Annotated in this window: 20 protein-coding genes; 11 read left to right on the plus strand and 9 right to left on the minus strand. The window is 63.9% G+C overall.

The window, feature by feature from the left end:
• Window positions 1–121: 121 nt before the first annotated feature.
• From cyoA to FJ977_RS25305, 8 genes are all read left to right on the plus strand, one after another.
• Complete coding sequence (gene cyoA / locus FJ977_RS25270) at window positions 122–1,303, plus strand: ubiquinol oxidase subunit II (protein WP_140774891.1); 1,182 nt, start codon at window positions 122–124, stop codon at window positions 1,301–1,303.
• Between the two features lie 10 nt (window positions 1,304–1,313).
• Window positions 1,314–3,311 (plus strand): cytochrome o ubiquinol oxidase subunit I, encoded by a 1,998-nt coding sequence (gene cyoB / locus FJ977_RS25275; protein ID WP_140774892.1) that lies wholly within the window; start codon window positions 1,314–1,316, stop codon window positions 3,309–3,311.
• A 9-nt stretch (window positions 3,312–3,320) separates the two neighbouring features.
• Window positions 3,321–3,947: a cytochrome o ubiquinol oxidase subunit III gene (gene cyoC / locus FJ977_RS25280; RefSeq protein ID WP_140774893.1), complete on the plus strand. Its 627-nt coding sequence runs from the start codon at window positions 3,321–3,323 to the stop codon at window positions 3,945–3,947.
• Window positions 3,944–4,321: a cytochrome o ubiquinol oxidase subunit IV gene (gene cyoD / locus FJ977_RS25285; RefSeq protein WP_140774894.1), complete on the plus strand. Its 378-nt coding sequence runs from the start codon at window positions 3,944–3,946 to the stop codon at window positions 4,319–4,321. Before cyoC ends, cyoD begins: the two co-directional genes overlap by 4 nt.
• Window positions 4,318–5,130, plus strand: a complete 813-nt coding sequence (locus FJ977_RS25290) for an SURF1 family protein (protein ID WP_140774895.1) — start codon at window positions 4,318–4,320, stop codon at window positions 5,128–5,130. Before cyoD ends, FJ977_RS25290 begins: the two co-directional genes overlap by 4 nt.
• Window positions 5,127–6,479, plus strand: coding sequence for an ATP-binding protein (locus FJ977_RS25295; protein WP_140774896.1), 1,353 nt, complete (start codon window positions 5,127–5,129; stop codon window positions 6,477–6,479). The genes FJ977_RS25290 and FJ977_RS25295 overlap by 4 nt, the downstream gene beginning before the upstream one ends.
• Window positions 6,469–7,005 carry a response regulator transcription factor gene (locus tag FJ977_RS25300; RefSeq protein ID WP_056570570.1) on the plus strand — a complete coding sequence of 179 codons (537 nt, stop codon included), beginning with the start codon at window positions 6,469–6,471 and terminating at the stop codon, window positions 7,003–7,005. Before FJ977_RS25295 ends, FJ977_RS25300 begins: the two co-directional genes overlap by 11 nt.
• A gap of 136 nt (window positions 7,006–7,141) precedes the next feature.
• Window positions 7,142–8,404: a DUF763 domain-containing protein gene (locus FJ977_RS25305; RefSeq protein ID WP_140774897.1), complete on the plus strand. Its 1,263-nt coding sequence runs from the start codon at window positions 7,142–7,144 to the stop codon at window positions 8,402–8,404.
• A 19-nt stretch (window positions 8,405–8,423) separates the two neighbouring features.
• On the opposite strand, the gene FJ977_RS25310 is transcribed toward FJ977_RS25305, so the two are convergent.
• The gene (locus tag FJ977_RS25310; protein WP_244735233.1) at window positions 8,424–8,690 is read right to left on the minus strand and encodes a KTSC domain-containing protein; all 267 of its coding nucleotides are present in this window, start codon (window positions 8,688–8,690) and stop codon (window positions 8,424–8,426) included.
• A gap of 71 nt (window positions 8,691–8,761) precedes the next feature.
• On the opposite strand from FJ977_RS25310, the gene FJ977_RS25315 reads away from it, so the two are divergent.
• Complete coding sequence (locus tag FJ977_RS25315) at window positions 8,762–9,376, plus strand: alpha-ketoglutarate-dependent dioxygenase AlkB (protein ID WP_140774898.1); 615 nt, start codon at window positions 8,762–8,764, stop codon at window positions 9,374–9,376.
• Window positions 9,377–9,417: 41 nt separating this feature from the next.
• Here the strand turns inward: FJ977_RS25315 and FJ977_RS25320 are convergent, their stop codons facing one another.
• Window positions 9,418–10,203: an SDR family oxidoreductase gene (locus FJ977_RS25320; protein ID WP_140774899.1), complete on the minus strand. Its 786-nt coding sequence runs from the start codon at window positions 10,201–10,203 to the stop codon at window positions 9,418–9,420.
• Between the two features lie 101 nt (window positions 10,204–10,304).
• Between FJ977_RS25320 and uxuA the strand changes: the two genes are divergently transcribed.
• A complete protein-coding gene (gene uxuA, locus FJ977_RS25325; protein ID WP_140774900.1) occupies window positions 10,305–11,489 on the plus strand; it encodes a mannonate dehydratase in 1,185 nt (394 codons plus the stop codon).
• A gap of 13 nt (window positions 11,490–11,502) precedes the next feature.
• Here the strand turns inward: uxuA and FJ977_RS25330 are convergent, their stop codons facing one another.
• The gene (locus tag FJ977_RS25330) at window positions 11,503–12,360 is read right to left on the minus strand and encodes a sigma-70 family RNA polymerase sigma factor (RefSeq protein ID WP_140774901.1); all 858 of its coding nucleotides are present in this window, start codon (window positions 12,358–12,360) and stop codon (window positions 11,503–11,505) included.
• Window positions 12,360–12,836, minus strand: coding sequence for a carboxymuconolactone decarboxylase family protein (locus FJ977_RS25335; protein WP_140774902.1), 477 nt, complete (start codon window positions 12,834–12,836; stop codon window positions 12,360–12,362). The genes FJ977_RS25330 and FJ977_RS25335 overlap by 1 nt, the downstream gene beginning before the upstream one ends.
• 281 nt (window positions 12,837–13,117) lie before the next feature.
• Between FJ977_RS25335 and FJ977_RS25340 the strand changes: the two genes are divergently transcribed.
• Window positions 13,118–14,557 (plus strand): FAD-binding oxidoreductase, encoded by a 1,440-nt coding sequence (locus tag FJ977_RS25340; RefSeq protein ID WP_140774903.1) that lies wholly within the window; start codon window positions 13,118–13,120, stop codon window positions 14,555–14,557.
• Between the two features lie 145 nt (window positions 14,558–14,702).
• Here FJ977_RS25340 and FJ977_RS25345 read toward each other — a convergent pair whose 3' ends face one another.
• The 5 genes from FJ977_RS25345 to FJ977_RS25365 are packed head-to-tail and all read right to left on the minus strand — an operon-like array spanning window position 14,703 to window position 19,699.
• Entirely contained in the window at window positions 14,703–16,019 is a 1,317-nt protein-coding gene (locus FJ977_RS25345) for an aspartate aminotransferase family protein (protein ID WP_140774904.1), read from the minus strand.
• On the minus strand, window positions 16,016–16,783 hold the full coding sequence (locus tag FJ977_RS25350; RefSeq protein ID WP_140774905.1) for an N-formylglutamate amidohydrolase: 768 nt from the start codon (window positions 16,781–16,783) through the stop codon (window positions 16,016–16,018). The genes FJ977_RS25345 and FJ977_RS25350 overlap by 4 nt, the downstream gene beginning before the upstream one ends.
• A complete protein-coding gene (locus FJ977_RS25355; RefSeq protein ID WP_140774906.1) occupies window positions 16,783–18,105 on the minus strand; it encodes a glutamine synthetase in 1,323 nt (440 codons plus the stop codon). The genes FJ977_RS25350 and FJ977_RS25355 overlap by 1 nt, the downstream gene beginning before the upstream one ends.
• A complete protein-coding gene (locus FJ977_RS25360; protein ID WP_140774907.1) occupies window positions 18,102–18,764 on the minus strand; it encodes an isochorismatase family cysteine hydrolase in 663 nt (220 codons plus the stop codon). Before FJ977_RS25360 ends, FJ977_RS25355 begins: the two co-directional genes overlap by 4 nt.
• Window positions 18,761–19,699, minus strand: a complete 939-nt coding sequence (locus FJ977_RS25365; protein ID WP_140774908.1) for a MurR/RpiR family transcriptional regulator — start codon at window positions 19,697–19,699, stop codon at window positions 18,761–18,763. The genes FJ977_RS25360 and FJ977_RS25365 overlap by 4 nt, the downstream gene beginning before the upstream one ends.
• Window positions 19,700–19,778: the final 79 nt, after the last annotated feature.

Below are 19,778 nucleotides of genomic sequence, written 5' to 3' on the forward strand. Positions count from 1 at the left end.
CCATGCCTTCTGGGCATTGGACAAATTGTCCAATGTCACCGCGCCGCCGCGAGCAGTAGCCCTTGATTGATACCGCACTGCAACATGAGCCGTTGCCGCGGTCCATCGAGGGCAGCGTTTGATGAAACGATTTGGAACCTTGCTTCTTTTCCCCCTGGCCGGGTTGTTGAGCGGCTGCGATCTGGTCGTGCTCGCGCCCGCCGGCGATGTCGCGGTCCAGCAGCGCGACCTGCTCGTGGTCTCGACCTTGCTGATGCTGGTCATCATCGTGCCGGTCATGGCGCTGACCGTCTTTTTTGCCTGGCGCTATCGGCAATCCAACGCCTCGGCGACCTATGCGCCGGACTGGGACCATTCGACGAAACTGGAATTGGTGATCTGGGCCGCGCCCCTGCTCATCATCATATGTCTCGGGGCGCTGACCTGGCTCGGCACGCACCTGCTCGACCCATACCGTCGGATCGACCGGATCGAGCCCGGCCAGCCGGTCACGCAGAACCACAAGCCGCTCAAGGTCGAGGTCGTGGCGCTCGACTGGAAATGGCTGTTCATCTATCCAGACTACGGCATCGCCTCGGTCAACGAACTTGCGGCGCCGGTCAACCAGCCGATCGACTTCCGCATCACCTCGTCGGCGGTGATGAACTCTTTCTACATTCCGGCGTTGGCCGGGCAGATCTATGCCATGCCCGGCATGGAAACGAAGCTGCACGCCGTCATCAACCAGCCGGGCACCTATAGCGGCTTCTCGGCCAATTACAGCGGCGCTGGCTTCTCGGGAATGCGCTTTGCCTTCCACGGTCTGTCCGACCAGGCTTTCGACCAGTGGGTGGCGCAGAGCAAGGCTGCCTCGGCGGCTCTCAACCGCGAGAACTATCTCGAACTCGAAAAGCCGAGCGAGAACGAGCCGGTCCGCCACTATGCCTCCGTCGATCCCGACCTTTACGGCGCTATCCTCAACCTGTGCGTCGAGCGCGGCAAGATGTGCATGAACGAGATGATGTCGATCGATGCCAAGGGTGGCCTCGGTCTTGCCGGCGTCCGCAACACCTTGCCGCTGCAATACGACAAGCTCGCCCGGCGCGGCGCGGTATTCGGCAACGATCCGTCCTATGTCGCCAGCATCTGCACGGCGGAGGAAGCGGCTGCCGCGGCACGCGCCGCCAGCAATGCCACGCCGACGGATTGGCCGTCAAAGGATCTTTCCCCGCTGCGCGGGGCGGGGCTGCTCAGGCCCGGGACCGAGAGCCGTCGCGCCGAGGTGGATATGCCGGCGCTTGGCCTGCTGCGGCGCGAATTGTGAGAGACAACCGATGCCCGATACGCTGACCAAGTTCATCTTCGGCCGTCTGACCTGGGACTCGCTGCCGCTGCACGAGCCGATCGTCGTGGCCACTTTCGTCGCGGTGGCGCTTGGCGGCATCGCCCTTTTCGGCGCGATCACCTATTTCAAGCTGTGGACCTATCTGTGGCGCGAGTGGTTCACCAGCGTCGACCACAAGAAGATCGGCATCATGTACATGGTGCTCGGCCTCGTCATGCTGCTGCGCGGCTTCTCCGACGCCATCATGATGCGCCTGCAGCAGGCCATCGCCTTCAACGGCTCCGAGGGCTATCTCAACTCGCATCACTATGACCAGATCTTCACGGCGCACGGCGTGATCATGATCTTCTTCGTGGCGATGCCCTTCGTCACCGGGCTGATGAACTTCGTCGTGCCGCTGCAGATCGGCGCGCGTGACGTGTCCTTCCCCTTCCTCAACAATTTCAGTTTCTGGATGACGGTCGGCGGCGCGATCCTGGTCATGGCGTCGCTGTTTGTCGGCGAATTCGCCCGCACCGGCTGGCTCGCCTATCCGCCGCTCTCCGGCATCGGCTACAGTCCCGACGTCGGCGTCGACTATTACATCTGGGCGTTGCAGGTGGCCGGCGTCGGCACGACGCTATCGGGCATCAACCTCATCTGCACGATCATCAAGATGCGCGCGCCCGGCATGACGATGATGCGCATGCCTGTCTTCACCTGGACGTCGCTGTGCACCAACGTGTTGATCGTGGCGTCCTTTCCGGTGTTGACGGCGGTGCTCGCGCTGCTGTCGCTCGACCGCTATGTCGGCACCAACTTCTTCACCAACGACTTCGGCGGCAACCCGATGATGTATGTGAACCTCATCTGGATATGGGGTCACCCGGAAGTCTACATCCTCATCCTGCCGCTGTTCGGCGTCTTTTCCGAGGTCACCTCGACCTTCTCCGGCAAGCGCCTGTTCGGCTACACCTCGATGGTCTACGCGACGGTGGTCATCACCATCCTGTCGTACCTTGTCTGGCTGCACCACTTCTTCACCATGGGCTCCGGCGCCAGCGTCAATTCCTTCTTCGGCATCACCACGATGATCATCTCGATCCCGACCGGAGCGAAGATCTTCAACTGGCTGTTCACCATGTATCGCGGCCGCATCCGCTTCGAACTACCGATGATGTGGACGGTGGCCTTCATGCTCACCTTCACCGTCGGCGGCATGACCGGCGTGCTGCTTGCCGTCCCGCCGGCGGACTTCGTGCTGCACAACAGCCTGTTCCTGATCGCGCATTTCCACAACGTCATCATCGGCGGCGTGCTGTTCGGCCTGTTCGCCGGCATTGCCTACTGGTGGCCCAAGGCCTTCGGGTTCAAGCTCGATCCGTTCTGGGGCAAGGTGTCGTTCTGGTGCTGGGTGGTCGGCTTCTGGTTCGCCTTCATGCCGCTCTACATACTCGGCCTGATGGGCGTGACGCGCCGCATGCGCGTCTTCGACGACCCTTCGCTGCAGATCTGGTTCGTCATCGCCGCCTTCGGCGCGGTGCTGATCGCCATCGGCATTGCCGCCTTCCTGATCCAGATCTTCGTCTCCATCCGCAGGCGCGAGGCGCTCGCCGATCCGACCGGCGATCCCTGGGATGGCCGCACGCTCGAATGGTCGACGTCCTCGCCGCCTCCGGCCTACAATTTCGCCTTCACGCCTGTCGTGCGCGACAATGACGCCTGGTGGGACATGAAGAAGGCCGGCTATATCAGGCCGCTCTCGGGCTTCAAGCCGATCCACATGCCCAGCAATACCGGCACCGGCATCATCCTGGCAGCCTTCAGCGTCGCGCTCGGTTTCGGCATGATCTGGTACATCTGGTGGCTGGCGGCGCTGAGCTTCGTCTGCCTCATAGCCACCGTGATCGGCCACACCTTCAACTATATCAGAGACTTCCACATTCCGGCTGCCGAGGTCACGCAGACGGAGGAGGCGAGGACGACGCTCCTCGCCGCTCAGGGCTAGGGTTCGAGCATGGCTTCGATGGCAACCACGACCGGAACCGAACCGGTCTTTCACCTGGAAGAAGAGCATGCACACGCCGAAGGCGGCAGCACCATGCTCGGCTTCTGGCTCTATCTGATGAGCGACTGCCTGATCTTCGCGATGCTGTTCGCGGCCTATGGCGTGCTCGGCGCCAACTACGCCGCGGGTCCGGCGCCCAAGGACCTGTTCGACCTCAATCTGGTGGCGGTCAACACCGCCATGCTGCTGTTCTCCTCGATCACCTATGGCTTTGCCATGCTGACCATGGACAGGGGCCGGATCGCTGCGACCCAGGCCTGGCTGGCGGTGACCGGCCTGTTCGGCCTGGCCTTCCTGTCCATCGAGCTCTACGAATTCGCCCACATGATCCATGAAGGCGCCACGCCGCAGCGCAGTGCCTTCCTGTCGTCCTTCTTCACCCTGGTTGGCACGCACGGGCTGCATGTCACCTTCGGCATTGTCTGGCTGGTGACGCTGATGACGCAAGTCGCCCGGTTCGGCCTCATCGAAGCCAACCGCCGCCGGCTGATGTGCCTCTCGATGTTCTGGCACTTCCTCGACGTCGTCTGGATCGGCGTCTTCACCTTTGTCTATCTGATGGGGATGTTGCGATGAGCGCTCATGATCATGCCGCCGATCACGGCCACGCCCATGGCGGGGCCGCGCATGGATCGCTCAAAAGCTATCTGACCGGCTTCGTCCTGTCGGTGATCCTCACCGCTATCCCGTTCTGGCTGGTCATGACCGGCGCCCTCGACAACAAGCAGGCCACGGCGATCGTCATCATGGTCTTCGCCGCGGTGCAGATCGTGGTCCACATGGTCTTCTTCCTGCATATGAACACCGCCTCGGAGGGCGGATGGTCGATGCTGGCCTTGATCTTCACGCTGATCCTGGTCGTCATCGTGCTGACCGGCTCGCTTTGGGTGATGTACCATCTCAACGCCAACATGATGCCCGGGCTTCACGACATGCGCGAGATGCCATGAGCCCGTCGCCGGGCGCGGGGAGGACCACTGGCGAGATAGGGATCGGGCAGGCTGGCATCGGCTTGTCCGCCGCGCCGCGCAGGGACGCCGGCAGGTCGCCCGCGTCGCGATTTTTCCTTGTGCTGCTCGGCCTCCTCGGCGTGCTGGTGTTTGTTGGGCTCGGCATATGGCAACTGGAAAGGCGGGTCTGGAAGCTCGACCTGATCGCCCGTGTCGACCAACGTATCCATGCACCGCTTGTCGATGCGCCTGGCCCGGGCAACTGGGACGGAATGACCGCAGCCAGCAGCGAATACAGCCATGTGCGATTGGCCGGGCGCTTTCTGGGCGGCGCCAACACGCTGGTGCAGGCGGTGACGGAGCTTGGCGGCGGCTATTGGGTCGTGACGCCGATGGGAACCGACAGCGGCTTTGTCGTGCTGGTCAATCGCGGCTTTATTCCCCAGGAGCGCAAGGCCGAATTCGAACGGGAGAGCGGCGGTTTTCCGTCGCCGGCCGTCATTGACGGGTTGTTGCGCATGAGCGAACCCGGCGGCGGCTTCCTGCGCAGCAACGATGCCGTGGCCAATCGCTGGTATTCGCGCGACGTCGCCGCCATCGCAACCGCGCGCGGCCTGACAGATGTCGCGCCTTATTTCGTCGATGCGGGGGCATCCGGTGACTGGCCGCGCGGCGGCCTGACCGTCGTGACTTTCCGCAACAGCCATCTGGTCTATGCTTTGACCTGGTTCACGCTCGCTGCGATGCTTGCCGCGGCCCTGGCCGCGCCGATGATCGGTCGCCGCCGGCGGCAAGGACCTGCAAGATGAGCGTTCCGACCCAAATGCTTCGCAACGACAAATCCTTCGCGGCGGCATCCCTTGCTGGCAAGGGCGGCGCGGTCGCCGATCCCGACGCGGCGAACAGGAAGAACCTGCTCCTGCTCATCCAGCTGCGCTGGCTGGCGGTGGCGGGTCAGGTCCTCACCATCCTGGTGACGGAATACTGGTTCGATATCCCGCTTCCGTTGCCGGAGATGGCGGGCGTGGTGCTTTTCCTCGTCGGGCTGAACATCTTCAGCCTGCTCGCCTTGCGCGGTCAGCGCCCGATCAGCAACGCGCAACTGTTCGTCGCGCTCATTTTCGATATGGCGGCGCTGACGACCCAGCTCTACCTCAGCGGCGGCGCCTCGAACCCGTTCGTGTCGCTCTATCTGCTGCAGATTACGCTTGGCGCCGCGCTGCTGACACCCTGGTCCACCTGGAGCCTGGTGGCCGCCGCTTCCGCCTGCTTCGTCTTCCTCACCTTCCAGTTCCAGCCGATCGCGATCCCGCATCACGGCGGCAGCGACCTGCTGGTCCTGCATATCAGGGGCATGTTCATCTGCTTCGTGCTGGCTGCCGGCCTGATCGTGATCTTCATGACGCGCATCAATCGCAATCTGCGCGAACGTGATGCCTATCTCGCCGATCTGCGCCAGCGGTCGGCCGAGGAGGACCACATTGTGCGCATGGGCCTGCTGGCGTCGGGCGCCGCGCATGAGCTGGGCACGCCGCTGTCGACCATCTCCGTCATCCTCTCCGACTGGCGCCAGATGCGCAGCGTCACGCGCAACCGCGAACTGGCGGCGGACATGGCCGAAATGCAGGCGCAGATCGAGCGCTGCAAAAGCATCGTCTCTGGCATCCTGATGTCGTCGGGACAGGCGCGGGGCGAAGGCACGATCCGCACCAGCATCCGCCATTTCCTCGACGATCTTGTCGAGGAATGGCGTGTCAGCCGCCAGCCGCTCAATCTGCGCTACAGCAATGATTTCGAACCCGACGAGCAGATCGTTTCCGACACGGCGCTGAAGCAGGTCATCTTCAACGTCTTCGACAACGCCCAGGAAGCATCGCAGGATTGGGTCGACGTCACCGCCGAGCGGCAGGGCGAGAAACTGGTGATTTCCGTGCGTGATCGTGGGCCGGGTTTTGACCAGGGTATACTGGCCGCGCTCGGCCAGCCCTATATGTCGAGCAAGGGACGGCCGGGCGGTGGCCTTGGTCTTTTCCTGGTCGTCAACGTGGTTCGAAAGCTCGGCGGCGACTTTTCGGCGCGCAATATGGAGCAGGGCGCCTGTGTTACGCTCTCGCTGCCGCTCGCGGCGCTGACCGATGGAGATGATCATGCGGCCTGATCGATCCTTGTTTATCGTCGAGGACGACGCCACCTTCGCGAAAACGCTGAAGCGCTCCTTCGAAAAGCGCGACTACGACGTCATGGTCTGCCACGGCAGGGAAGACTTGGCTCGCGCCCTCGAGACAGCGGTTCCGGCTTATGCCGTCGTTGATCTCAAGCTTGGCGCCGGCGGCTCCGGGCTGGAATGCGTCAAGCTGCTCAGCGCCCGCGATGCTTCGATGAGGATTGTCGTGCTGACCGGATTTGCCAGCATCGCCACGGCGGTCGAGGCGATCAAGCTCGGCGCATGTCATTACCTGGCCAAGCCCGCCAACACCGACGATATCGAAGCCGCCTTCGGCCGCGCCGAGGGCGATGTTTCGGTTTCGCTGAGCAGCCGTCCCACCTCGATCAAGAACCTCGAATGGGAACGCATCCATGAAACGCTGGTCGAGACCGGCTTCAACATCTCCGAAACCGCGCGCCGGCTCGGCCTGCACCGGCGCACCCTGGCCCGCAAGCTCGAAAAACGCGTGGTGAGATAGCAGGAAGTTGCCGTGCCCGTGATAGGGTCGAACCCGGTGTGGCCCATCGAACCACCTCGGGCGCTCTCATTCGATGCTTCCTTATGCGATCTCGGATACATATCTGTCCGGATAGCAACCGGAACAGGCAACGGACTTGGCGCAACGATCGGGCAGTGCTGATCTTCCACTTCATGGCGGACGCGTGCCGAAATGGCTGGGCGACCGCATGACGCGCCTTGGCGCCGTCATGTGCGAGGCGATCATTCATCACTACGGCCGCAACGAGTTGCTAAGGCGTCTGGCGCATCCGTTCTGGTTCCAGTCCTTCGGCGCCGTGATGGGCATGGATTGGCATTCCTCCGGCATCACGACCAGCGTCGTCGGCGCCTTGAAACGCGGTCTGACGCCGCTGTCGGGCGAACTCGGCATTCATGTCTGCGGCGGCCGTGGCGCGCATTCGCGCAAGACCCCGCATGAACTTGCCGCTATCGGCGAGCGCATCGGCTTCGACGGCACGCGCCTGGCGACCGTCAGCCGGCTGGTCGCCAAGGTCGACAGCGCCGCCGTTCAGGATGGCTTCGACCTCTATCTGCACGGTTTCATCGTCACTGATGACGGCGACTGGGTGGTGGTGCAGCAAGGCATGCATGGCGACAGCAAGGTGGCGCGCCGCTACCATTGGCTGTCCGAGGGGCTAAAGAGTTTTGTCGATCAGCCGCACGCCGCGATCGAGGGCGCCAACCAGGGCGAGATCGTCAACCTGACCGACCGTCGCGCCGAGGCCTCTCGTCAGGGACAGCTGGATCTGCTCCAGGACCTTGGGCCGGACCGCATTCTGCGCGAGTTCGCTGCCTTGCACCCCGGCACCGCATCTGCTCCCGAGCAGCCGCTGCTGCCGCATCTGGTCATGCCGGCCCACCATGATGTTCGCGAAAGCGATGTCGTGATGCGTCGTCTTCACGGGAACATGGCGGCCGCCGCCGAACGCGGCCCGGAGGATTTTTCCGAGCTTCTGCTGGTTCCCGGCGTGGGTGCACGCACGGTGCGCGCGCTGGCCCTGGTCGCCGAAGTGGTGCATGGCGCGCCGTGCCGTTTTTCCGATCCCGGCCGGTTCTCTCTGGCGCATGGCGGCAAGGACAGGCACCCGTTCCCTGTTCCGCTCAAGGTCTATGATGAAACAATCGGCGTGCTGAAGTCGGCTGTGCAAAAAGCCAGGCTTGGTCGTGAAGAAGAAGTCGGCGCGCTGAGGCGGCTCGACGATCAGTCGCGGCAGGTCGAGCGATACGTCACCGGCCCCAGCCTGAAGGAAATCATCGCCGGCGAATTCGACCAGTCGCATCTGCTTGGCGGCCGCAGTGTCTTTGGTTGGGAACCGGCGCCGGACAAGGCGCCAGCGGAGTTGAACAAGAAGGCATGACAGGTCGCCAGCGCTCGCATCATGCCACGCGGCGGTAGCTGTAGTGGTCGCGAATGAATTCATTGAAGAAGCGGCCTTTCGAGGTGGCCTTCCTGAAAGCGGCATAGGTTGCCGGGGCAACGTCCGCGTAATCGTAGCGATCGCCGCTCGGCACGAACCAGACGGAGAGGGTTCTGGTCGCGGGATCGTATTGTGTGTTTCGGATCGCGGTCGACGGCATCTTGGCACCTGACTGCTCAGCCAGATAACCCGCCAGCCACGGATCGAGTTCCCTGCCTTTGCCCATGGCATCACCTGTCCGCACGCGAGCAAGGGCTCCGTATTGCCTTGCTACACAGCATTCACCATCTAGGCGGGATGTCGTCGCTCAAATCGAAAGCCACCGGCCGCGCTCCGGTACTCCAGCATGATCTCTTTGGTGCCGCCGAGGATCTGCCCGAAGGTTTTGCTTACCAGCCCGGATTGATCACGCCGCGGGAAGAGACGGAGCTTGCCCGGCATCTTGAAGGACTGCCGTTCCAGGCGTTCGATTTCCATGGTCATCTGGCAAACCGTCGCGTCGTCGGTTTCGGTCTGCGCTATGATTATGACCGTCGCGAAGTCGTCGAGGCGCTGCCGATCCCCGACTTCCTGCTGCCGTTGCGAGAGCAGGTCGCGGCCTTTGCGCACCGGCCTGCCGAGGCCTTCGCGCAGGTGCTGATCAATGAATACCGGCCTGGCGCCGGTATAGGCTGGCATCGCGACAAGCCGCATTTCGAGGATGTCGCCGGCGTTTCCCTGCTGACGCCCTGCAGCTTTCGGCTGCGGCGAAAGCATGGTGACAAATGGGAGCGCCGGACCATCGTCGTCGAGCCTCGGTCGGCCTATCTCATGACCGGCCCTTCACGCACGGAGTGGGAGCACAGCATCCCGCCGCTCGCCGAGCATCGCTACTCGATCACCTTGCGGACGCTGCGCTCTCAAAACCCCTGAGCCTCGCGCCGGCGGTGAAGGCAAGGCCGATCGTCCTCGTTCTACTTCACACCAATGCCGGCGGTCAGGCCGCCATCTATTCTGTAGTCCGCGCCGGTGCAGAAGCCGGCCTTGGACGAGCACAGGAAGGCGATCAACTCCGCCACTTCCTCCGGCTCGCCGATGCGGCCAAGCGGATGGGCTGCGCCGAAACGCCTGTAGGCCTCTTCGACATCGGCATCGCTGCCATGGTCGCCACGCGCGGCCTTTTCGAGAATCGGCGTGCGGATCGAGCCCGGGCTGACCGAATTCACCCTTATGCCTGATGCCGCGTAGTCGAGCGCCAGCGAGCGGGTCAGCGTGTGGATCGCCCCCTTGGTCGTGGCATAGGCGGCGACGTTTTGCTGGCAGGCGAAGCCTTGCACCGAAGCGACGTTGACGATGGCGCCGCCGCCGCGCTTGATCATTTCCGGAATGCCGAAATGGGCAGTGAGATAGATCGAGCCGACATTGACGGTCATCGCCCGGTTCCAGGTTTCCCAGTCGGTTGTCGTCGCGGTTCCGTAGGGATGCACCGCGGCGGAATTGACGATGACGTCGATGCCGCCGAATTTCGCGACGCCGGCCGCGACCGCGTCGCGCACCTGATCGGAAACGGAGACGTCGACCGTTTGCACCAGCGCATCCGCTCCGGCCTTGGCAAGGCTTTCCTGCATGGCGGCATTGGCGGCCCGGTCGATGCCGCAGGCGATGATCGCCGCACCCCCCTGCGCCAGCCGTCTTGCGGTGGCGAGCGCGATGCCGGTCGTCCCTGTCACCAATGCCACCTTGCCGTCGAAATCCTTCATCGCGGGAGCTCCTTCATGCGCTATCAAAACCCGGTTCTGAGTTTGACACTCATCTGAGTCAAACAATAGGTTGCCGGTCTCTCGCAAAAAGGAAAGTTGCAATGGAACAGTGTTGGCGCTGGTATGGTCAGGATGATCCGGTGACGCTTGAGCATGTCAGGCAGGCTGGCGCTACCGGCGTGGTTTCGGCGCTTCACCACATCTATGATGGCAGGGCCTGGCCTGAAGCCGATGTGCTCGAGCGCAAGCGCATCATCGAGGCCGCCGGCCTGACATGGTCTGTCGTCGAGAGCATCCCGGTCCACAATTCCTTCAAGATCGGCGCGCCCGAACGCGAGCGCTACGCCGGCTACTATCGCGACAGCATCCGCACGCTCGCCAGGGCCGGCATCAAGACGATCTGCTACAATTTCATGCCGGTGGTGGACTGGACGCGCACCGACCTCATGTATCGCCTGCCGACAACCGGCTACGCCTTGCGTTTCGATGCCATCGATTTTGCCGCCTATGACCTTTTCGTGCTGCGGCGCAAGAACGGCGCGGCCAGCTATACGCCGGCGCGTATCGCCGAGGCCGAGAAGCGGCTGAAGACGCTTACATCGGAGCAGGTCGACCAGATCGAGCGCAACCTCATCGCCGGCCTGCCAGCGACCGAGCGCAAGTATGACCGTGACAGTTTCCGCGAGGCTTTGGCGGAGTATGACGGGATCGGGCCGAAGGAATTGCGCGACAACCTCGCCTGGTTCTTGCGCGAGATCATTCCGGCGGCGCAAGAGGAGGGGGTGCGCATGTGCATCCACCCCGACGATCCGCCCTTCTCGCTCTACGGCCTGCCGCGCGTCGTTTCGACCGCGCAGGATGCGCGCTTCATCCTCGACGCCGTCGACAGCCCGGCCAATGGGCTGACCTTCTGCACCGGCTCCTATGGCACGCGCGCCGACAACGACATCGTCGCCATGATCAAGGAATTCGCCGACCGCATCCATTTCGTCCATCTGCGCAACATCACCATCGAGGAGGACGGCTCGTTCTACGAAGCCGAGCATCTCGAGGGCGGCACCGACATGGCGCATGTCATCCTCGCCCTGATGCAGGAGGAGGCGCGCCGCCGCAAGGAAGGCCGCGCCGACTGGCGCATCCCGATGCGGCCGGACCATGGCCATCTGCTCGCCGACGATATCGGCAAGAAGAAGATCAATCCCGGCTACTCGCTGATCGGCCGGCTGAAAGGCCTCGCGGAACTGCGCGGCATCATGCGCGCCGTGGAGAAGTTCGGGTTGGCCTGATCGAATCCGGCTCCTAGTGTAGGTGCCTGAGCTTGTCAGGATTACGCACGACATAGATGGCCGCGATCCTGCCGTCCTCGATGTCGAGTGCGGTGGTCTGGAGTTCGCCATCGGCTTCCAGGGTGACGAACCCCGGCAAGCCGTTGATGAAACCGACGCGGACAAGTTTTGAGCCATGCGTGCGCAACCAGGCCGCCACCTGTTCATATTGCTTCATGACGGCGTCGAAACCCAGGGCCGGCTCGGCGGCTGCCGGACGCTTGCCGCCGCCATCCGCATGGGCGCTGACGTCTGCCGTCAGCATCGCGCCAAGCGCCTTCATGTCACCGCTGCGCGAAGCCGTGAAGAAGGCCTCGGCAAGTGCCAGGCCGCGTTGCCTTTCCACCGTGAAGCGGGGCCGCGCCTCGCGGACATGGCCACGCGCTCGGGTCGCGAGCTGGCGGCAGGCCGCCGGGTCGCGTTCTATCGCGGCCGCGACCTCGTCGAATCCCAGGCCGAACACATCGTGCAGAAGAAAGGCCGCCCGCTCGAGCGGAGACAGGCGCTCCAGCACCAGCATCAATGGCAAGGTGACGTCTTCCACCTCGTCGTCTTCCACCACGGGATCGGGAAGCCAGGGGCCGACATAGGTCTCGCGTTTGTGCCACGCGGATTTGAGCTGGTCGAGGCACAGGCGTGTCACCGTGCGGCGCAGGAATGCCTCGGGTTCGCGTACCGCGCCGCGGTCGGCCTTCATCCAGCGGATGAAGGCCTCCTGCACGGCATCCTCGGCGTCCGACACCGAGCCTAGCATGCGGTAGGCGACGCGCATGAGCTTGGGACGCAGCGGACCGAAGTCCGCCGCGGCATCGTCGGGCGCTGCGCTCGTCATTAGGCCGTGGCCACCCGGGCGGCCTTCACGGCGGCCGGGTCGGCATACAGGCCGAAACCGACGGCGATACGGTTCCAGGCATTGATGATGTTGATCGTCAAGGTGAGCTTGATCTGCTCCTCCTCCGTGAAATGCGCCTTCAGCTCTTCATAGACACTAGCATGGCTGGTACCTTCCGAGAGCCGGGTCAAGGCCTCGGTCCAGGCAAGGGCCGCGCGTTCGCGGTCGCTGTAGCAGGGTGCCTCGCGCCAGGCTGGCAAAAGATAGATGCGCTGCTCGGTTTCACCGTTCTCGCGCGCCTCCGTCGCGTGGAGATTGATGCAGTTGGCACAGCCATTGATCTGCGAGGCGCGCAGCTTCACCAGTTCGGTGAGGCTGTGCTCGAGGCTGGCGGCTGCGGAGAGTTCGATCGAGGAGCGCTGCCAGTTCTTCATCAGCGAAGGGGCGACGGCGAAGAGATCGATTTTTGCGGTCATGGTTGGCTTCCTTCTGTTGGTGCCGTCCACATGACGAGGCAGCATCTGACAGTGTGACATGCAGGCCAGGATTTTTTCGACCATGCGCCGTTCCCGTCAGCCGCTCCAGCATGCTTAGCGGCGTCGGCCAAGTCACCTTCGACCACTGGCAACTGGATGCGCACCAAGCGGCGGCCCACCATCTGGCTCAAAGCCTGCATGAACTTGCGCGACATCTAATATGGGAGCAGAATTGAAGGCGTTTGAAGGAGAACGGCTCATAAGCAAATCGGGAGGAAACCATGAACAGCATGAGCCTCACCACGCTTGATCGCGGCAAGACGACAGTCGACACCGCAGCCATCGAAGTGCTTTCCGTACAATTGCGCGGCACACTGCTTCAGCAGGGAGACGCCGCCTACGACGAAGCCCGCACCATCTGGAATGCCACGGTCGACCGACGGCCGGGGCTGATTGTGTGTTGCGTCGGCGCCTCCGACGTCATCCGTGCCGTGAATTTCGCCAGGGAAAACAGGCTTCTCGTCTCCGTGCGCGGCGGCGGCCATAACATTGCCGGCAGCGCCGTCTGTGACGGTGGTCTGATGATCGATCTGTCGCCGATGAAGTCGGTGCGGGTCGATCCCGCCGCACAGCGGGCATGGGTCGGGCCTGGCGCTACGCTTGCCGATGTCGACCGCGAAACGCAGGCCTTTGGGCTGGTGGTGCCGACAGGCATCAATTCGACCACCGGCATATCAGGCCTGACGCTGGGCGGTGGCTTTGGCTGGATCACCCGCAAATTCGGCCTGACCATCGACAATCTTGTCTCCGCCGATGTGGTCACCGCCGACGGCAAGTTGCTGCGCGCCAGCGAGACGGAAAATCCGGACCTGTTCTGGGCGCTGCGTGGCGGCGGCGGCAATTTCGGCATTGTCACGGCATTCGAGTTTCAACTTCACCAGATGGGTCCGCAGGTTCTGTCGGGGCTTGTCGTCCATCCTTTCGCCGATGCCGAGAAGGTGCTGGAGGAGTATCGCCAGGCGCTCGAAACGGCGCCCGACGAACTGACCTGCTGGGTGGTCATGCGGCAAGCGCCGCCGCTGCCCTTCCTGCCCGCCGAGTGGCATGGCAAGGATGTTCTGGTGCTGGCCATGTGCTATTGCGGTGATCTCCAGGCAGGTGAAAAGGCGACGAAGAAGCTTCGCGCCATCGGCTCGCCGATTGCCGATGTCGTCGGCCCCAACCCGTTCACCGGCTGGCAGCAGGCATTCGACCCATTGCTCACCCCGGGCGCCCGCAACTACTGGAAAAGCCATGACTTCACCGAGCTTTCCGACAGGGCGGCCGAGATCGTCACCGAAGCGATACGTGAGCTCCCCGGACCGGAATGCGAGATATTCATCGGCCATGTCGGCGGTGCGGCGGGCCGAGTGGCGCAGAACGCAACGGCGTTTCCGCAACGCAGCTCGCACTTCGTCATGAATGTCCATGCCCGCTGGCGCGAACCGGCGATGGACAGGGCCTGCATCGGTTGGGCGCGCGGCCTCTATGAGGCGGCCAAACCCTATGCCGCCGGCACGGCCTATGTGAACTTCATGCCCGAGGACGAGGTCGACCGGGTCGAAGCGGCCTATGGCGGCAATTACCAGCGGCTTCTTGAGATCAAGCAGCGTTATGACCCGCTGAACATGTTCCGCATGAACCAGAACTTGCGGCCGAAGCAAAGCCAGCGCGCTGCCTGAGCCGGCCGCGTTGCAGTGACGAAAGCCCGCGCCTCCGCCAGAGGCGCGGGCTCTCGCAGAGCGATGGGTCACAGCTCTTCCGTTCATGTTTCAGGAGACAGGACCGATCCGCTGGCGCAAAATTGATGGAGCGCGCGTTTCTTCTTCACCACATCATGAAGGACGCGACATCCGCATCCGAGACCTTGCCGGCGTTCACGTCGGCGATCGCCTGGTCAACGATCGCCACGCCCTCGGCCACTTCGTCCTCGGTCAATGTCAGCGGCGGCATAAACTCGAGCACATTGGCCTTCAGCCCGACATAGGTGAAGGCCGCGCCCAGCTCATAGCCGCGATAAATGATCTTGGCCGTGGTCGTGGCAGGCACCGGCTCGCGGGTCACGCGGTCCTTGACCAGGTCGACGCCGATGGCGAGGCCGCGGCCGCGCACATCGCCGATGATCTCGTGCTTTGCGCCAAGCACCCGCAGTGCGCCGGAGAACAGCGTGCCGATCCGCGCCGAGCGTTCGACCAGGCCTTCGCGCTCGATCGTCTTCAGCACCGCATTGCCTGCCGATGTCGCCACCGGATTGCCGGCGGTGGTCTGCAAGGCGAAGGCCGGCGCATGGTCCATGATCTCCTTGGGCCCGACCACGGCCGACAGCGGCAGCCCGCCGCCGATGCCCTTGCCGAACACGACGAGGTCCGGCGTCAGTCCTTCGTGCTGGAAGCAGTGCATCATGCCGCTGCGGGCGAGCCCGACCTTGACCTCGTCGACAACGATCCTGATGCCATGTTTGCGGCAGCGTTCCTGCAGTGCTTTCAGGAACCCCGGTGGCGGCACGATCAGCCCGCCATCCGACATCAGCGGTTCGATGAACACGGCCGCGACCTGATGCGGTGGGCAGGTGGTCTCGAACTGGTAATCGAGCAGGGCAAGCACCTCCTCGCCGCTGAAGTTCGGCCGGAACGGATCGGGGTAGGGCAGCAGCACCACGCCCGGTCGCGGCAGCGTATGTGTCATGGCGGTGTGGCCGCTGATGCCCATCGAGCCGGAGAGGTTGCCGTGATAGGAGCCGATGAAGGAGATGAATCGCGAACGGTCGGTGGCCGCCTGCAGCACCCGCACCGCGCAGTCATTGGCGTCCGACCCGGAATGGCCGAACCAGACGCGCCGCTCTCCTTCTCCCGGTGTGATCGCGAGCAACCGCTCAGCCAGAGAAACGGCGGGCTCGTTCGGATAGAGCAGCAGGCTGGCGCCCGCCATGTTCCGGACCGAGGTCTCGACCGCTTCGACGACAGCCGGATGGCCATAGCCGAGCACCGCCGGGCCGGCCGATCCCGACAGGTCGAGCAGCGAGCGGCCGCCTTCCTCGATCAGCCTGTTACCCTGACCTCCGACGACGCTGAGCGGCGAGAAGCGCAGCTTGCCGATCTGCGCGATGGTCGCAGCGTCGCGTTCGCGCAGGCTCAGATTGCTCACGAAACCGTCTCCGTCTCGTGTGCCGGCAGTGCCGCCGCAAGGCGGTCCGCCCACTCCTCGATGCCGGCCCTGTTTGCCAGCAGATCCTGCCGGATTTCGATAAGGACGGCGGGGATGCCGCGATCGTCGCCGTGAATGGGCACTGCGTAATCGGCGTCACGGCTGATCACATAGGGCACATTGGCCGCGACATTGAGTGCCGCGTCGGCGCGCAGGCCCGAAAGGATCGCTTCGGCGAGCCCGGCGGCATGCTCATGCAGCACACCCGCATGCCATGGCCTGGCGACCCCCAGGAAGACCGGCGTGAAGGAGTGGATCGTTACGATCCGCGTTGGCCGCCCTTCGGCCACCCGTCGATCGAGATGTGCGGCCACCCGGTCATGGAAAGGCGAAAACATGACTTTGGCGCGTCGGTCCCGTTCCGCCGCATCGATGCCGACATTGCCGGGAATGCCGGTATCTTCCGACAGCACCGGAATGCTGCCCGGGGTGCCCAATGGCCGGTTGAGGTCGATCAGAAGCCGCGAATAGCCGCTGAGGAAGGCGGGCGCATCGAGCCGTGCCGACAAGATGCGCGTCACTTCCGCGGCGCCGATATCCCAGGCGATGTGGCGCTGCAGATGGCTGGCATCGAGGCCGAGCTGCCGATACTCGGCTGGCATGTGGTTGGACGCATGCTCGCACAGCAGGACAATATCCGAGTGGCCGTGCTCGTTGAGAGCCTCGACGGCGTCGGGCCAATCTTTTCCAGTCTGCGCAGTCATCAATAAAGCGTCCGGTAGAGATCGCAGATGGCGGCCGGGTCGAGGCCGGCCAGACGCTCGGCCTCATGGCGCTTCAGCCCGACAAAGGTCTCGATGAAGACAGGCGCGAACCATCCCGTGACGGTCTTGTCGGCCAGAAGCGCATCCAGCGCCGCCGGCAAGGTCTCGGGCAGCCGCACCAGGCCGAGCTTTGTCCGCTCCGCCTCGCTCATCAGCGTCGGGTCACCGGTGACCAGCGGCGGCGACGGCAGGTCCGCCTTCAGCCCCTCCAGCCCGGCGCGGATGATCGCCGCCAGCGACAAATAGGGGTTGCCGGTGGCGTCGGCTGCCCGGTATTCGACATTATATTGCCGCGCGGGATCACGTCCGCCGATCGTCACCGTCGGACAGATGCGCAGCGACGCTTCGCGGTCGCGGTCGGCGAGCCAGGTGTAGGACGAACTCCAGCTATGCGGCTTCAGCCGGTAGAAGGACGACACGCTCGACGCCGTCATGGCGGTGATCGCCGGTAGGTGACGCAGCACGCCGGCACAGAAGGCGCCAGCCTTGGCGGACAGGCCGCCAGGTTGCGCCGCGTCGTAGGTCACCGGCTTGCCGGCCTCGTCGACGAAGCTGAAGTGGATGTGCACACCATTGCCGACGGCATTTGGCGCTGTCTTGGGCGCGAAGCTCGCGCGCCAGCCGGCATTGCGCGCCACTTCGCGCGTGATCTCACGGATGGCGACGGCGCGGTCGGCAGCCGTCAGCGCATCGGCGGGCTCGTGCGTCACTTCGAACTGCTCGTCGCCGAATTCGGCGATGACCACCTCGGGGCCGACATCAGCCTCCTCCAGTGCCGCCATCAGATTGGGGGCGAACGGATCGGTGCGGCGCAGCGCGGCGAAGGACATCGAATGCGCCGGCGCGAAGCTGCCGCCGGCAATGTGGAACTCATGCTCGAAGGCGGCGATGACGGAAAGGCCGGTCGCTGCCTTCAGCTCCGCCAGCGCATCCCTGAGCATGGTCCGCGTGCAGCCGAGCCACGGGCTGCCGTCGAGCTCGACGATGTCGCCGGCCACCATGTCGAACGGCGTCGCCGCTCCGGTCCGTTCGGTGCGGAAGCGCGCCTCCAGATCGGGGATCAGCCGCAGATCGCCGGACGACCCCCAGGGATTGGGATCGACGATGGAATTGAACGGCGTCATCGACAGATTGGCCTGCAGCCAGCCGACACCGGTTGTCGCGGTCTTCTGCAGTCTGCTTTCGACAACGAAGCGGCCCCGCGTGACGGCGCAGAGATCCGTGGTGACGACGGCAACGAGGGGCTCGACGGTCGATGTCATGCCTTTTTTCCCAGGGCGTTGAAACGATCGACGACGGTGTCGGTGTCGCTGACCCAGCAATAGCCGCCGAAAGCCTTCAGCGCGATATCGTGGCGCTCCTGGGTGATCGTGGCGCAGGCGTCCGACACGCAGGTGACGAGATAGCCTCGGTCGGCGCCATCGCGCACGGTCATGTCGACGCATTGGTCGGTGAGCACGCCGACCACGACGAGGTAGCGGATGCCGAGGTTCTTCAGGAGATAGTCGACATTGGTCGAGTTGAAGATGCCGGACGAGGTCTTCGGCAGCATGATCTCGTCGCCGACCGGCGCCAGCGATGCAACCGGCAGGCCCTCGGGGAGGCTCGGCGCGACATGGATCGGCGTCAGCTTGTGGTCGAGCGAGCGATCGCGGCCGTCTTCGGTCAGGCTCTGGATGATGGTGTGCAGCACCTCGACGCCATTGGCGCGCGCCGCCGCCAGCAGCCGCTCCTGGTTGGGGATCGTCTGCGAGGATGTCTTGCGGTAGAAATAATGGTCGGGGCCGCGCTCCGGATGCGAGGGATCGGCGCCCGGTTCCAGCCAGATGCGCTGCATGTCGACGAGCAGCAGCGCCGTCTCGCCGGCACGGAAGGCTTCGTCTCGCTTGGGTAAGGCCTGCTTGGATAAGGCTTGGGTCATGCTTTGTCGTCCTGCTTTGGTGATTTGGGTCCGGGTGTCTTGCGTGGTCCGGCTGCCTGGCGTGCGCCGTTCTCTTGCGGGTCGCTGTCGAGCGTCACCGCATTGGCGTGCCGCACTTTCTCGATCCTCTCGATGCGAGCCCGGGCGTCGTCGCCCAACGTCGAAACGATGTGGGCTGTGAGCGCTTCCATCTGTGCGATTGCCGGCGCCAGCGTGTCGTAGGGCGAGGCGACTTCGAGCGGGCTGACGATCGTGACTTCGGCGAGATCCGATATCGGCGACAGCCATTGGTCGGTGAAAAGCAGGATGCGTACATCATGCGCCGCTGCCTGGCTTGCATAGGCCATCACGTCGAGCTGGTAGCGGCGATAGTCGAAGACGACGAGCACGTCACGGCGGCCGAGGTCGGCCAGCGTGTCGAATGCCTGGGGGGAGAGCACGCCGAGATCGCGGACACCGGTGCGGAACTGCACGAGATATCCGGCCAGCATGCCGGCGATGTGGCGGCTGAACCGGCCCCCGACCAGCACGATCTCACCCTTGGCCTCCATCAAAAGGCGAGCGGCCCGCTCATAGGTCTGCACCGGCGTCGCGGCGGTGGCTTTCTGCAGGGCCGCGGTGACGGAATCGAGATAGGCGAGCACGGCGCTGTCGCTTGAGCCGCTCTGCCGCTTTGCCTCCATCATCAACAGCGGTGAATGCAGCCTGGCCTCGACTTCGGCCAGAAGCTTTGCCTGGAAGTCCGGAAAGCCTTCATAGCCGAGCTTGACCACCAGCCTGACCACGGTCGGATCGCTGACGCCGGCACGTCGGGCAAGCGACGAGGCGGTGCCGAGGCCGGAGGTCGGATAGTCCGTCAACAGCAGCCGGACGATCTTCTCCTCCGATGGCGTCAGCGCCAGATCCCCGCGCATCAGAACATCGCGTATCGCCATTGGCCTCCCCGAAATAGGTGTTGGGCTCTTAGCCTCGTTATGTCGAGTTTATTACAGGGATTTTAATTCAGGTCAACAA

Origin of the sequence: Mesorhizobium sp. B2-1-3A (assembly GCF_006442655.1) — a bacterium.
Classification (GTDB): Bacteria; Pseudomonadota; Alphaproteobacteria; order Rhizobiales; family Rhizobiaceae; genus Mesorhizobium.